Origin of the sequence: Flavobacterium anhuiense, from assembly GCF_900101855.1 — a bacterium.
Classification (GTDB): Bacteria; Bacteroidota; Bacteroidia; order Flavobacteriales; family Flavobacteriaceae; genus Flavobacterium; species Flavobacterium anhuiense.
The window spans coordinates 309,344-323,465 of the sequence record NZ_FMVC01000007.1 but is presented as its reverse complement, the minus strand read 5'-3'; the positions used below and the strand labels follow the sequence as shown (position 1 = coordinate 323,465).

General features: G+C 35.7%; 11 protein-coding genes. 7 read left to right on the top strand and 4 right to left on the bottom strand.

Features of this window, described 5'->3' with window-relative positions:
• The first annotated feature begins 101 nt into the window (after positions 1-101).
• Complete coding sequence (locus tag BLP44_RS18950) at positions 102-1,469, top strand: glycoside hydrolase family 27 protein (RefSeq protein WP_091135197.1); 1,368 nt, start codon at positions 102-104, stop codon at positions 1,467-1,469.
• Positions 1,470-3,407: a glycoside hydrolase family 43 protein gene (locus BLP44_RS18945; RefSeq protein WP_091135196.1), complete on the top strand. Its 1,938-nt coding sequence runs from the start codon at positions 1,470-1,472 to the stop codon at positions 3,405-3,407. It abuts the gene before it with no gap.
• Between the two features lie 74 nt (positions 3,408-3,481).
• On the opposite strand, the gene BLP44_RS18940 is transcribed toward BLP44_RS18945, so the two are convergent.
• Positions 3,482-3,814, bottom strand: coding sequence for a YegP family protein (locus BLP44_RS18940; RefSeq protein ID WP_066034261.1), 333 nt, complete (start codon positions 3,812-3,814; stop codon positions 3,482-3,484).
• Positions 3,815-4,074: 260 nt separating this feature from the next.
• Here BLP44_RS18940 and BLP44_RS18935 point away from each other — a divergent pair, with 260 nt between their 5' ends.
• Together BLP44_RS18935 and BLP44_RS18930 are read left to right on the top strand one after the other, a co-directional pair.
• On the top strand, positions 4,075-5,199 hold the full coding sequence (locus BLP44_RS18935) for an XdhC family protein (RefSeq protein WP_091135194.1): 1,125 nt from the start codon (positions 4,075-4,077) through the stop codon (positions 5,197-5,199).
• Positions 5,189-5,800 (top strand): nucleotidyltransferase family protein, encoded by a 612-nt coding sequence (locus BLP44_RS18930; protein ID WP_244511818.1) that lies wholly within the window; start codon positions 5,189-5,191, stop codon positions 5,798-5,800. Before BLP44_RS18935 ends, BLP44_RS18930 begins: the two co-directional genes overlap by 11 nt.
• A gap of 168 nt (positions 5,801-5,968) precedes the next feature.
• Here BLP44_RS18930 and BLP44_RS18925 read toward each other — a convergent pair whose 3' ends face one another.
• Positions 5,969-7,105 carry a cysteine desulfurase family protein gene (locus BLP44_RS18925; protein WP_091135190.1) on the bottom strand — a complete coding sequence of 379 codons (1,137 nt, stop codon included), beginning with the start codon at positions 7,103-7,105 and terminating at the stop codon, positions 5,969-5,971.
• Positions 7,106-7,512: 407 nt separating this feature from the next.
• Between BLP44_RS18925 and BLP44_RS18920 the strand changes: the two genes are divergently transcribed.
• From BLP44_RS18920 to BLP44_RS18910, 3 genes are read left to right on the top strand one after another with little or no spacing between them, the layout of a single operon-like run.
• Entirely contained in the window at positions 7,513-8,151 is a 639-nt protein-coding gene (locus BLP44_RS18920) for a 2Fe-2S iron-sulfur cluster-binding protein (RefSeq protein WP_091135188.1), read from the top strand.
• Positions 8,148-9,128, top strand: coding sequence for an FAD binding domain-containing protein (locus BLP44_RS18915; RefSeq protein ID WP_066034264.1), 981 nt, complete (start codon positions 8,148-8,150; stop codon positions 9,126-9,128). Before BLP44_RS18920 ends, BLP44_RS18915 begins: the two co-directional genes overlap by 4 nt.
• 7 nt (positions 9,129-9,135) lie before the next feature.
• A complete protein-coding gene (locus BLP44_RS18910; RefSeq protein WP_091135186.1) occupies positions 9,136-11,337 on the top strand; it encodes a xanthine dehydrogenase family protein molybdopterin-binding subunit in 2,202 nt (733 codons plus the stop codon).
• Positions 11,338-11,575: 238 nt separating this feature from the next.
• Here BLP44_RS18910 and BLP44_RS18905 read toward each other — a convergent pair whose 3' ends face one another.
• On the bottom strand, positions 11,576-12,139 hold the full coding sequence (locus BLP44_RS18905; RefSeq protein WP_066034266.1) for a DUF2911 domain-containing protein: 564 nt from the start codon (positions 12,137-12,139) through the stop codon (positions 11,576-11,578).
• A gap of 98 nt (positions 12,140-12,237) precedes the next feature.
• Positions 12,238-14,043 carry a glycoside hydrolase family 2 protein gene (locus tag BLP44_RS18900; RefSeq protein ID WP_091135184.1) on the bottom strand — a complete coding sequence of 602 codons (1,806 nt, stop codon included), beginning with the start codon at positions 14,041-14,043 and terminating at the stop codon, positions 12,238-12,240.
• Positions 14,044-14,122: the final 79 nt, after the last annotated feature.

Sequence of the window (14,122 nt, the reverse complement as noted above, 5' to 3'; positions counted from 1 at the left end):
AAAGACCTGGCAGGTTTTTAAAACCTGTCAGGTCTAGTTTTTGTCTGTAACAATAAAATTTCATTATATTTAAAGTGTAAAAACCACACATAAAAACACAGATGAAAATTACAAACTCACTTACAATGGCTATAGGAGCCTTTTTTCTATCAGCCGCAACTAACGCTCAAAACACATTTCAAAAAGAAGAATTTAAACAATGGGCTCAGACTCCGCCCATGGGTTGGAATAGCTGGGATTGTTACGGACCAACGGTTGAAGAACACGAAGTCAAAGCCAATGCCGATTATATGGCAAAAGAGCTCAAGAAATTTGGATGGGAATATGTCGTTGTAGACATTCGTTGGTTTGTCGAAAATGATAAAGCAGGCGGTTACAATCAAACAGATCCTCGTTATGTAATCGATCAATACGGGAGATATCTTCCAGCTGTTAACCGATTTCCTTCAGCAAAAGACGGACAAGGTTTTAAACCACTAGCCGATTATATCCATAAAAAAGGATTAAAATTCGGAATCCATATTATGCGTGGCATTCCGAAAAAAGCTGTTGAAGAAAAAATGCCAATTAAAGGAGCAAACGGAATCACAGCAGATCAGATTTATTCAACAGCATTACAATGCGAATGGCTGAGAGATAACTATACAGTTGTAGCGGATAAACCAGGAGCACAGGAATATTATAATTCTATTTTCGAATTGTACGCACAATGGGGAGTAGATTTTATTAAAATTGATGATTTATCAAGACCGTATCATGAAGGAGAAATTAATTTAATTAGAAACGCTATTGATAAATGTGGGCGTAAAATTGTTTTAAGCACATCTCCAGGAGAAACACCAATTTCAGCAGCGCCACACGTATCTGCACATGCCAATATGTGGCGTATGGTAGATGATGTTTGGGATACTTGGCCGCATATCACACATTTAATGGATGTTGCTCAAAAATGGTATCCGTACATCGCACCGGGAGCATGGCCAGATTGCGATATGATTCCGTTAGGGCGTATTTCGATTAGAGGAGAACGTGGCAACGACAGAATGACTCGTTTAACAAAAGACGAACAATATACTTTAATTACATTTTTCAATATCTTCAAATCACCATTGTTTTTTGGCGGAGATTTACCAAGCAATGATGCTTTCACCTTATCGTTATTAACGAATAAAGAAGTAGTAAAAATGCATAACGAAAGTACTGCAGTAAAACAGCTTTTTCAGAAAGATGGAAAGATTGCAGTCACTTCAAAAAATGCAAAAGATGGGAGTGTTTATTTAGCTTTATTTAATATTTCAGATAAAGATTCGCAGAAAGTATCCGTAAATCTTTCAGATCTCGGAATTTCAGGTACTGCGGAAGTTTTAAATATGTGGACAGGAGAAAAATCTAAATTAAATTCGAAAGAAATTGGAGCCGATTTAAGACCTCACGCTTCAGTGTTATATCAATTAAAAAGTAAAAAATAAATGAAGAGAATATTTTTTTGCCTTATATCATTATTAAGCCTTTTTGATCCTTTACAAGCCCAAAATATAGCAAAAGGAATTCCGCCCGTCATTGCCGAAAAAGATCTAACAGCTTATTTATTCGTTTATTTTATTGGGAATAAAATAGAAGAAGAAGCCGTTAATTATGCCGTAAGTACTGATGGATATCATTATTATGCCCTTAATAACAACAAACCTGTTATAGACAGTAAGAAAATAAGCTCGACAGGAGGAGTTCGTGATCCGCATATATTGCGTGGCGAAGATGGCAAGACTTTTTATATGGTTTTGACTGATATGACTTCTTCAAAAGGTTGGGACAGCAATCGTGCAATGGTTTTATTAAAAAGTACCGATTTAGTAAACTGGAAAAGTAGTATTGTCAATATTCAAACTACATTTCCAGGAAACGAAAACCTAAAACGTGTTTGGGCGCCACAAACTATTTACGATACAAAAGCGGGTAAATACATGATTTACTTTAGCATGCAGCATGCAGGAGGACCGGATAAAATTTATTACGCTTACACGAATAAAGATTTCACGGCTTTAGAAAGCGCTCCTAAATTGTTATTCGTTCCAAAGTCAGGAAATGCTTGTATTGACGGGGACATAATTGAAAAAAATGGAGAATATCATCTTTTTTACAAAACAGAAACTAATACGCCTGGAATCAAGGTGGCAGTTACAAAAGATTTGACTTCTGGAAACTGGATTGAAAATGACCATTATTTGCAGCAGACAAAAGATGGAGTAGAAGGTTCGAGTGTTTTCAAATTAAACAATTCAGACGAGTATATTTTGATGTACGACGTTTACACTAAAGGAAGATATCAATTTACAAAAACGAAAGATTTAGAAAATTTCAGCGTAATTGACAATGACATTTCAATGGATTTTAATCCGCGTCATGGAACAATTCTTCCAATAACCCGTTCTGAATTAAAGCGAATTACAGACAAATGGGGAATGCCAGCAAAACTTCCAAAAGTAAATCATAATCCAGTTTTGGAAGGGTATTATGCCGATCCTGAAATTTTATATTCAAACAAAACAAAAAAATATTACATCTATCCAACAAGCGACGGATTTGCCGGCTGGTCAGGTTATTATTTCAAAACTTTTTCGTCAGATAATTTAGTGGATTGGAAAGATGAAGGAGTAATTTTAGATCTTAAAAAAGACGTGGCTTGGGCAAACAGAAATGCTTGGGCACCATGTATCGTAGAAAAAAAGATAAAAGGAAAATATAAGTATTTTTACTATTTTACTGCAGCACAAAAAGTTGGAGTTGCGGTTTCTGATAATCCCACAGGACCTTTTAAAGACAGCGGAAAAGCAATTGTAGCTGCAAGACCAGAAGGAATAAAAGACGGTCAGGAAATTGATCCTGATGTTTTTACAGATCCCAAAACGGGTAAAAGTTATTTGTATTGGGGAAATATGTATATGGGCGTTGCAGAGCTAAATCCGGATATGGTTTCAATAAAAAAAGGAACAACAAATGTAATTACTGTTGACAGTACTTTCCGTGAAGGAACCTATGTGATTTATAGAAACGGAAAATATTATTTCTTTTGGAGCGAAGATGACACCAGAAGTCCAAATTACAAAGTAAGATACGGGATTTCAAATTCACCAACCGGACCAATTGAAATTCCTAAAAGCAATATTGTAATTCAAGGAAAACCAGAAGAAGGAATTTATGCTACGGGACACAATTCGGTTTTACAAATTCCTAACAAAGATGAATGGTATATTACGTATCATAGATTCTCATATCCAACAGGAATCAAAATGGGAGATGCTGGAGGCTTTCATCGTGAAGTCTGCATTGATAAACTAGAGTTTAATGCAGATGGAACGATCAAACAAGTTGTTCCAACTCATGGTGGAGTTGATGCTTTGAAAAAGTGATATCTATTTAAAAATAAAAAAAAGCTGTTTCTAAATGAATAGAAACAGCTTTTTTATTTTTATAAAAGTTTGAATTACGCCGTTTGATCGTCTATAGTTGCATCAGGAGCATTTTTTTTAACAGACTCAATTCCGTTTTCTCTTGCTGCTACGCTCTCATACATTTCGCTTGCACCAATAATTTGGCCATTTCCAGCTTTTAAATTGAAATATGGTTTTCCGCTGCTAGATTCTTTTCTGTCATAACGGTTATCGTCTGCTGCATTGTTTTTTACAGATTCGATACCATTATTGCAAGCTGCTTTTGTCGAGTATCCTTCACTCGTTAAAATAGTCTGACCGTTACCAGCTTTTAAATTGAATTGGAACTCTCCGTTGGCTCTAGTAGTGATTACAAATTTTCCCATGTAGTTTACTTTTAAAGTTAGGTATATAAATTTTGCTATTGATAAAAATACAAAACTTAGTAATATAAATCATACGTCAATTTGAAAAAATCATTACGATAATCATAATAAATTGATTTATGGAATTAAATTAAGAAGACTTTTTCCGATTTAAACAAATAATAGTATTCGTGTAAAGAGACAATTTTTGTAAAGTAATAGTATCAAGATAAATCTCTCTTGCTGTGTGTTGTATTTGTAATTTTTTTTATTTTTAAACTATGAAAGAAATCAGCGAAATTCTTAAAGCATATTCACAAGCTAAGGCAGAAGAAAAGAAAACAGCTTTGGCAACCGTAGTAAAAGTCGAAGGTTCGTCATACAGGCAGCCAGGAGCACGTATGTTGGTGACCGAAGATGGCATGCTGACCGGCGCAATAAGCGGTGGATGTTTAGAAGGAGATGCATTGCGAAAAGCTCTTCTTTCTATAAATCAAAAGCAAAATAAACTTGTTACTTATAATACTAGTAACGAGGATGATGCCGAAGTTGGTTTACAGCTTGGATGCAACGGAATTGTTCATATTCTTTTTGAATACATTGATGAGGAGGTCGAAAACAATCCGATTCAGCTTTTGCAGCAACTCGAATTGGAAAGAAAAGAAGCAGTAATAGTGACAGTTTTTTCTTTAAAGAGAAATGCTTCTCAGATAGGGACAACTTTGTTTTTCAGAAAAGACAGTCCAGTTTTAACTCTTGATAATGAAGCTTTAAGTCTGATTTCAGACGTAAAAGAAGCACTGGAAAATAAAACTACAGTTGTTAAAAAACTTCAAGAAGAAAACGGGAGAGAAGCTTTAATCGAATACATAAAACCATCTATTTCATTGGTTATTGCCGGAGCAGGAAACGATATCCAGCCACTGGTAAAAATGGCTGCTGTTTTAGGATGGAGAACTCATATTGCTGAAGGACGTGCAACGCATGCGACTGCAAAACGGTTTCCTAAAGCCAGTGAGATTTCGGTTGTAAAACCTGAGCAATTTCTGGAGAATATAACCATTGATGATCAGACTTATTTTCTTTTGATGACCCACAATTACAAATATGATCTGGCAGTTTTAAAATTATTATTAGAAACCAATTGCCATTACATTGGCATTCTAGGTCCAAAATCTAAATTCAGCCGAATGCTGGATGATCTTTTAATTGAAGGAATTACGGTAAATGAAGAACAGTTAAGCCGAATTCACAGTCCCATAGGTTTGGATATCGGAGCTGAAACCTCAGAGGAAATCGCCCTTTCGATTGTTTCTGAAATTAAAGCCATTGCCTCTGAGCGTGTTGGGACATCGTTGAAATATAAACCAGGCAAAATTCATAATGAAATTCATTATGGAAAATAAAAATCATCAGAAAAGTGGCATTATCATTCTTGCAGCTGGAAATTCGTCTAGATTAGGCAGACCCAAACAGTTACTAAAGCATAAAGAATCAACTCTTCTGAAAAACACGATTTTAGAAGCTTTAAAGATTCAGAATTCTTTTTTAATAGTGGTGACAGGTGCAAATCATGATATAATTGAAAAAGGGATTAATTTGCCTGAAATAAAACTTTCATTCAATTCTGAATGGGAAAAAGGAATGTCTTCTTCAATTGTCAAAGGAATTACGGAATTATTATTTCTAAATCCCGATTGCGAACAATGTATTATATCAGTCTGTGACCAGCCTTTTCTAACGAGTTCAATTTTCGAGAATTTAATCAGCGTATCTAAGAAAACTGGAAAAGGAATTGCAGCTTCAGCTTATGCAGAAACTTTAGGAACGCCAGCTTTATTTCATCAAAAATACTTTGAGGAACTTCTTGAATTGAAAGGAAAAGAAGGAGCCAAAAAACTCATTAAAAAATATACTGATGATGTCGTTTCAGTTCCTTTTGAAAAAGGAAATATTGATATTGATACGGAGGAAGATTATACTCAGTTGATTTCTTTTGATAATTGACAAAGGTTCAAAGTGACAGAGGGACAAAGTTTTTTATGCAGATTATGCAGATAAAGTTTGCCACCCTTCCTTCGTCAGGATGACAAAAAAACTTTGAGTCTCTGTGACCTCGCGAGATTAAAAAAGAAAAAAAATTTGCGAACTTTGCGCCTTTGCGGTGAAAAATTATCAGCCACTTAACTTTCCAGCCAATTCCAAAACCTGCTCAATAGCCACATCAATTTCCTCAGAAGTAGTAAATCTCCCCAAACTAAAACGAATAGAACTCAAAGCTTCTTCATCAGATAATCCCATTGCTTTTAAAACATGTGAAGGTTCGGAAGTAACAGCAGAACATGATGCTCCATTTGAAACCGAAATATTTCCTAAGGCCAAAATCAGCTGTTCTGAATTTACGCCAGGAAAACAAATGTTTGAAGTATTATAAATTCGGTTTTCTGTATTTCCGTTAACGAAAGAGCCTTCAAATTGCAATAATCCTCTTTCAAGTTTATTTCTTAAGCCTTCAATTCGTTTTTGATCTTCTTGTTGCTCTTTCAAAGCAATTTCTGCAGCTTTCCCCAAACCGATAATGCCAGGAACATTTAGCGTTCCGCTTCGTAATTTTCTCTGTTGTCCGCCTCCAAGAGTTTGAGGTTTCAATTTTACTTTGGCTTTCGCCGAAATATACAAAGCGCCGACTCCTTTTGGGCCATAAAATTTATGAGCTGAAAATGCTAAAAGATCGATTCCCAAAGTTTTTACATCAATCGGAATTTTACCAGCAGCTTGAGTTGCATCACACATAAAAAGTACATTTCTGGCTTTCAGTGTTTTAGAAATCGCGCTGATATTTTGTATGACGCCAGTTTCATTATTAGAAAACATTCCGATGAAAACCAGTGTTTTATCTTTAATTATTTCTTCTAAAAGTTGAATATCTAAAAGTCCATCAGCAACGGTTGGAAGATAAGTGACTTCAAAACCAATGCTTTCCATAAAGTGGCAAGTTTCAAGAACGGCTTTGTGTTCGGTCTGAATGGTTACAATATGCTTTTTGCCTTGATCTGCGAGTCCTTTTATAGCAAGATTGATGCTTTCTGTAGCTCCAGATGTAAAAACGATTTCATCAGCATTAGCATTTATCAAATCGGCTGTTTGCCAAGCAGCATTTTCAACAGCTTCTTTTACTGTTAATCCAGCCAAATGTGTACTGGTTGAATTGGCATAATAATCCGTAAAATAGGGAAGCATCGCATCCAAAACGCGTTCATCAACGCGGGTTGTGGCATTATTATCCAGGTAAATGATTTTTTGCTGTGACATAATTTGAGCTTATTTCAGTAAAAATACAATTTAAGAGTTAATATAGGTGGGAAATTAACCGCAAAGTACGCTAAGGAATTTCGCAAAGGTCGCACAGTTTTAATGGGTATAATTTTTTGTTTCTCGCAGATTTTGCAGATCTAAACAGATTTTTATTTATTTCTATATAAAGAATCTGGGCAAATCTTTCCATCGTATTCAAAATCTGCATTATCTGCCAAATCTGCGAGAGAAAAATAACTTTGCGAACTTTGCGAAAACATTGCGCCTCTGCGGTAAAAAAAATAACGAAATTGTAATTATTCTAAATAAGGAGAATGTTTGAATTTCATAACTTTTTGTGATTTAAGTTGATTAAATTTGTTAGAATGACAAAAGTGAATTTGCTAATTTAACAAATAGATTGCATGGCTTCTAAAAAATCAAATCAGAATAAAGTAACGTCGGAAGATGCTAATTCTCGTCGTGACTTTATAAAGAAATCAGGACTTTTTACCGCTCTTGCCCTGACGCCGCCCTCATTGGTAATGGCTTCAGATAAGAAATGGGATGAAAAAATAGCGGAATATCTAGAAACAGTACCGCTTTCTATTGAAGTAAATGGCACTAAACACAACTTGAACATAGAGCCGAGGACTACGCTGCTTGATTTACTTCGCGAACAATTACAGCTTACAGGAACTAAAAAAGGCTGTGATCACGGACAATGTGGTGCGTGTACAGTCCACGTAAACGGAACTCGAATTTTGTCATGCCTTTCTTTGGCCACGATGCAGCAAAATGCACAAGTAACTACAATTGAAGGAATTTCGAAAGGCAAAAAACTACATCCGATGCAGGAAGCTTTTATCAAACACGATGGTTTTCAGTGCGGCTATTGTACTCCTGGTCAGATTATGTCGGGAATTGCCTGTATAAAAGAAGGTCATGCCAATAGCAGAGAAGAAATTAGAGAATACATGAGCGGGAACATCTGTAGATGTGGCGCTTACCACAATATTGTTGATGCTATAACGGAAGTGAAGGAAGGAGGAAAGGAGATATGAAAAATTTTCAGATAATTAAAGCGCTTTCTTCTTCGACAGCAGTTACAGGAAAAGCCAAAGATGATTCTTCTATGTTTATTGCGGGCGGTACAAATCTTGTCGATTTAATGAAGAAGAATATTGTAGCTCCAGACAAATTAGTGGACATCAACGGATTAGATTTAAAGAAAATCGAATTTTTGAAGGGAAAAGTTTCGATTGGTGCATTGGCAAAAAATAGTCAAGTGGCTGAAGATGCTTCGATAAAAGAAAAACATCCTTTACTTGCATTAGCTTTAGCTGCTGGAGCTTCTCAACAAATTAGACACATGGCAACAGTGGGAGGGAATATGCTGCAAAAAACACGTTGCTCTTATTATTACAATACGGATATGCCATGCAACAAAAGAACACCAAAAAGCGGATGCGGTGCCATTGGCGGTTTTAACCGAATGCATGCTGTTTTTGGCGCTTCAGAAAGTTGTATTGCTGTGCATCCAAGCGATATGTGTGTGGCTTTGGCTGCGCTTGATGCAACAGTTTTGGTGGAAGGTCCAAAAGGAAAACGAGAAATTAATTTTACCGATTTTCATAGACTTCCAGGAAATACACCAGAAAAAGACAATACGCTGGACAACAGAGAATTAATTACTTCTATTGAAATTCCAGATAATAATTTTACTAAAAATGTACATTATCTAAAAGTTCGAGACAGAACAAGTTATGCTTTTGCATTGGTTTCTGTTGCAGTAGCTTTAGACATAAAAAATAACACCATAAATGATGTTAGACTAGCTATGGGCGGTGTGGCACATAAACCTTGGAGATTAACTGAAACAGAAAAATTCCTGAAAGGAAAAACAGTTTCTGAAGATCTATTTAAACAAGCTGGCCATTTGTCTATGAAAGGAGCAAAAGGATACGGCGATAATAATTTTAAACTAACGCTTGGAGAGAATGCAGTAGCAGAAGCACTTACAATAGCAGCATCAAAATAATTAAATTATGAGTAAGACAAGTAATATTAATAGAGTTGACGGATTTGCTAAAGTAACGGGTTCTGCAACTTATTCGGCTGAATATAAAACATCTGGTGTGGTTTATGCCTGCCTAGTGGGAAGTACTATTGCAAAAGGAAGAATCAAAACCATTGACACCAAAAAAGCAGAATGGGCGCCAGGAGTTTTGGCGGTTATCACACATTTGAATGTAGATAAACCTGCAGGTTATCAGAAAGCCAAAGACAAACATAATTTTGGTCAGCCGCTGCAGATTTTCAAAGACGATTCGATTTTGTATTACGATCAGCCAATTGCTTTGGTGATTGCAGATACTTTTGAACGTATGCAATATGCGGCAAGTCTAATTAAAGCTGAGTATTTTAAAGAAGAACATTCGACAGAACTTAAAAAAGCAGCAGAAAAAGAAAAGAAAGTTGAAACAGATAAAGGAAATGACTACCATCGCGGTGAACATGACGGCTATAAAAATGCTGAGGTAATTCTGGAAACAGAATATACAATTCCAACCGAGGTGCATAACCCGATGGAATTGGCCAATATCATTGCCAAATGGGACGGAAACAAACCAATTTTATATACAAAAAGTCAAGGTGTAGAGGGAACGCGCAGAAGTGTAGCAGGCGTTTTTGATGTTCCCGCCGAAAATGTCGAGGTTCATGCTGAATATCTTGGAGGTGCATTCGGAATGGGATTGCACACTTGGCCTTACGAAATCGCAGCTTTAATTGGCGCGAAAAAATTAAATCGTCCTGTAAAATTAGTTTTGCATCGTGAACAGATGTTTACCAATGTTGGTTTCAGACCTTACACCATTCAGAAAATGGGCCTTGGTGCAACCAAAGATGGAAAATTGACAGGTTTAACACATGAAGCTGTAGCGATGACTTCGAGTTATGAAGATTTCATGGAAGGAACGGTAAATATGTCGAGATTTATTTATGATTGTCCGAACGTTTCAACACGCTATAGAATTGTGCCTCTTGATACTTGTACGCCAATCTGGATGCGTGGTCCAGGTGAAGCAACAGGGTCTTTTGCCTTAGAATGTGCCATGGACGAATTGGCTTATAAATTAAACTTAGATCCGATTGAATTCAGAAAACGTAATTATGCCGAAAAAGATCAGGAACAAAATAAACCGTGGAGCAGTAAATACCTTTTGGAATGCTACGAAGCGGGAATGGAAAAAATTGGCTGGAAAAACCGTAAAAACGAACCAGGTGCTGTTAAAGAAGGAAATTGGTTAGTAGGTTACGGGATGGGAACGGGAACTTTCGGCTGTTACAGAAGCCCAACTTCGGTAAAAGCAAAATTCTTAGCCAATGGCGATTTGGTTTTGCAATGCAGTGTAAACGATATGGGACCTGGAACCGCAACTATGATGACGGCGATTGGAGCTGAAGTAATAGGTTTGCCAGCTGAAAATGTAATCATTGAAATGGGGAAAAGCGGATTGCCGAAAGGGCCTACTCAAGGCGGTTCGGCAACGACTTCATCTGTTGGTTCTGCAGTTCATGACGCTTGTAATTTATTATTGAATAAAATAATTGAATTGGGAAGTAAAAGTCCCGCTTTGAAAGGAATCGCTATTACGGATTTAACTTTTGAAAATGGTACGATTTCTTCTAAAAAAGACAAGTCGAAGTCGGTTACGTTAGCTGCACTTTTAAGCAGCAATAAATTAGAAGATTTTGAAGTAGAAAATCTTTCTAAAGCTGCTGAAGAAGCGAAGAAATATTCAATTTATTCGTTTTCAGTTCATTTTGTGAAAGTATTAGTGAATCCGAATTTGGGTAAAATAAGATTGGCTCACGTGGTTTCTTGCGCTGATATTGGAACAGTAATCAACCAGAAAACATCTGCAGGGCAAATGTTTGGCGGGGCAGTAGGAGGAATCGGAATGGGATTGATGGAAGCACTAGAAATCGATCATCGTTTTGGGCGTCCGATCAATAACAATTTTGCTGATTATCATGTTCCTGTAAATGCGGATATAGAAAAACAGGAAGTTTTCTTCGTGAATAAAAAAGACCCAATCAGTAATCCAATGGGAACAAAAGGTCTGGGTGAAACAGCCTTAGTCGGAATGGCGCCTGCAATTGCAAATGCCGTTTTTAATGCAACGGGAAAACGTGTTAGGGATTTACCAATTACATTGGATAAAATTATAGAAACTGTTTCTTAAATTTTTAACCACTGATTAAAGAGGATTCAAAATGATTTTTTTATAACCACGAATTACACGGATTTGCACTAATTTTTTCTTCCAATTGATGATTTAAATTTGTGGAAATTCGTGTAATTCGTGGCATAAAAATAACTCATCATACCAGAAAATCCTTTTTTTGAGCTGCAAAAAAAAAATCGCAAAGCTTAAAAAAAACTTTGCGACTTTGTGCCTTCGTGGCATATCTCATTAAAACTTATTTAACCGTAATTGGCAATTCAACAGTTGTTTTATCCCAACCAATAACAAGATTTGCTACATTACCTTGAGTTGTAAATGCAATAGACAAAGCTTCGATAACATCAGAAACTGGTTTAACAGGAACTGAAACTCTTACAACATCTTTGCTTTCGTCGTAAGCATAACCGCCCCATAAATCTAGTTCTTTGTTGATAATGATAGTCCATTTGTCTTTTTCTGGAATAGCAAATAAGCTGTAGTATCCTGCAGGAACTTTTTTACCACCGATTGTTACATCTTTGTAGAATTTGATTTCTGTGTTTTCATTAGCGCCAACTCTCCAAACTTCTCCAAACTTAACCACATCACCAAAAATAGTTCTTCCTTTTACAGAAGGTCTTGCATAAAGAACTTTGATAACTGGGTTTGGATTATCTGTTTTTTTGAATTTAACCGCTTTGTTTGGGAAATACGAAATATCAACCGGACTTGCATCAAGCGGAGCAAATTTTACTATGTCTTGAGCTTGAACTGTAAAAGCAGCAAACAAAGTAACTGCTAGTAAATAGAATTTTTTCATGGTTTACAATTTTTAGATTAACTACAAAGTAAATTAATAATGAAGAAAAATCATATAATTTGACGCCTGTTTTTTGTTAATGAATTGGTAATGACGCATTAATTCTGATATTCTTTTTTCTTCTTAGCATACCAATCCTGCATAATGTAGAAAGCCTTTTTCTTTTCGCCATCATTTGAAATTAAACCTTTGCGATTGTAACCATCCTGAATTCCTGGAAGCAATCTTTTTGGAGATCTAAAATCAACTAAAATCCAAGGGCTTGTTCCGCTCAAGTGTGGAATTTTTTCAATCATTTTTAAATTCTGAATGTATAAATATTCCTGATATTCTTCTGTCCAGCGCTCGTTTTTCTCTCCGTGGAAACCGGCTTTTGCATCGCCACCAAATTCAGAAACAACAATCGGTTTATTGTATTTAGATTTCCAGGTTATTTTCTCAGCATCTTCCAAATTTCCGCCATACCAGCCCAAATATTGATTGAAAGCCACAACATCTAAAACTTCTCCAATAGGATCATCAATAGTTTCTTTTTTGGTTAATAAAGCAGCACTAATTAATCTTGTATTGTCTAATGATCTGGTGTGCGATGCTAAATTTCTAATGAAAGTATTTCTCGCATCAGAAATTGGAGTTTCATTTGCCATTGACCAAATAATAATACTAGCTCTATTTTTATCTCTTGTAATAGAAGCAGTTAATTGATCTTCGGCGTTTTTGTAGGTGTTGTCATTTTTAAATTCTACTGTCCAGTAAACAGGAATTTCCTCCCAAACCATTATTCCCATTTTATCTGCTTCGCGAATAATATTTTCGTTATGCGGATAATGTGCCAGACGAACATAATTACAGCCTAATTCTTTGGCCCAGTTTAATAAACGTAAAGCATCTTCTACAGAATTAGCACGCCCGCCTTTTCCATTTTCTTCATGAATAGAAATTCCGCGTAAAAAGATCTCTTTTCCGTTTAGCAGAATTTTATCTTCTTTGGTTTCGATGGTTCTAAAACCAATCTGATCGTTTAATTTTTTTCCATTAAAGCCAACAGTAACATTATATAATTTCGGATTTTCTGGCGACCAATACGAGATTTTTTTGGCAGGAATTTCAAAGTTTAAAATTCCGTTGCTAGCCGCTTTTCCTTTGAAATTGATTTTTAATTCAGGAATAGAAATCGAAATATTATTTTTCGAAGCATCTAAATTATTGATTTTAATAAAACCTGAAATAATATTTGCATTGCCTTTTTTCAGCTGAATAGTATAATCTTCCACAAATGATGATTCTTCTTCAATTAAATTCACATCGCGCGTGATGCCGCCATAATTCCACCAATCGGTGTTTACGGTTGGAACATCTTCTTTATGACGTGTATTATCAACTTTAATTACTAAATAATTTCCAGTAGGTTTTACAATCGAAGTTACTTCATAATTAAACGGAGTGAAACCGCCTTCATGTGTGCCAAGTTTTTTTCCGTTTAAATAAACATCGGCTTTATAATTGATAGCACCTAAATATAAAAACAGATGTTTATTAGCTGTTAAATTGTAATCAAAAGACTTTTTGAACCAAACATTTCCTTCATAATATTTCAGTTCCGCAACCTGCGAATTCCAATCACCAGGAATATTGATTGTAGGGGATTTATCAAAGTCATATTCTACCAATTCCTGTTTGTTTTGAGCGTGATAGTTAGAAAAAAAAGCACCTTTTGCCGGTTTTTCACTTTTGTCGTATTGATCCAAGTGAAAGCTATAAAAACCAGTTTGATAAGGATCGATAATATAATTCCAAACTCCGTTTAAAGAAGTAGTGTTTCGGTTTGATACGTTAGAAATTAAACCTTGCGATTGTCCAATTGCGAACGATGTCAGGAATAATAGTGTTAGAATTTTTTTCATTTTGTAAAATTATTTTTGTTGTAATCTGAAATATATTTTAACCGCAGACGCTAAGTTTTCGCAAAGTTCGCAAGGCTTT

Excerpts from the sequence above, each read along its gene's own strand:
- BLP44_RS18950 (WP_091135197.1), top strand. The coding sequence starts at position 102 with ATGAAAATTACAAACTCACTTACAATGGCTATAGGAGCCTTTTTTCTA.
- BLP44_RS18930 (WP_244511818.1), top strand. The coding sequence starts at position 5,189 with ATGGAAAATAAAAATCATCAGAAAAGTGGCATTATCATTCTTGCAGCT.
- BLP44_RS18910 (WP_091135186.1), top strand. The coding sequence starts at position 9,136 with ATGAGTAAGACAAGTAATATTAATAGAGTTGACGGATTTGCTAAAGTA.
- BLP44_RS18940 (WP_066034261.1), bottom strand. The coding sequence starts at position 3,814 with ATGGGAAAATTTGTAATCACTACTAGAGCCAACGGAGAGTTCCAATTC.
- BLP44_RS18925 (WP_091135190.1), bottom strand. The coding sequence starts at position 7,105 with ATGTCACAGCAAAAAATCATTTACCTGGATAATAATGCCACAACCCGC.
- BLP44_RS18905 (WP_066034266.1), bottom strand. The coding sequence starts at position 12,139 with ATGAAAAAATTCTATTTACTAGCAGTTACTTTGTTTGCTGCTTTTACA.
- BLP44_RS18915 (WP_066034264.1), top strand. The coding sequence starts at position 8,148 with ATGAAAAATTTTCAGATAATTAAAGCGCTTTCTTCTTCGACAGCAGTT.
- BLP44_RS18945 (WP_091135196.1), top strand. The coding sequence starts at position 1,470 with ATGAAGAGAATATTTTTTTGCCTTATATCATTATTAAGCCTTTTTGAT.
- BLP44_RS18920 (WP_091135188.1), top strand. The coding sequence starts at position 7,513 with ATGGCTTCTAAAAAATCAAATCAGAATAAAGTAACGTCGGAAGATGCT.
- BLP44_RS18900 (WP_091135184.1), bottom strand. The coding sequence starts at position 14,043 with ATGAAAAAAATTCTAACACTATTATTCCTGACATCGTTCGCAATTGGA.
- BLP44_RS18935 (WP_091135194.1), top strand. The coding sequence starts at position 4,075 with ATGAAAGAAATCAGCGAAATTCTTAAAGCATATTCACAAGCTAAGGCA.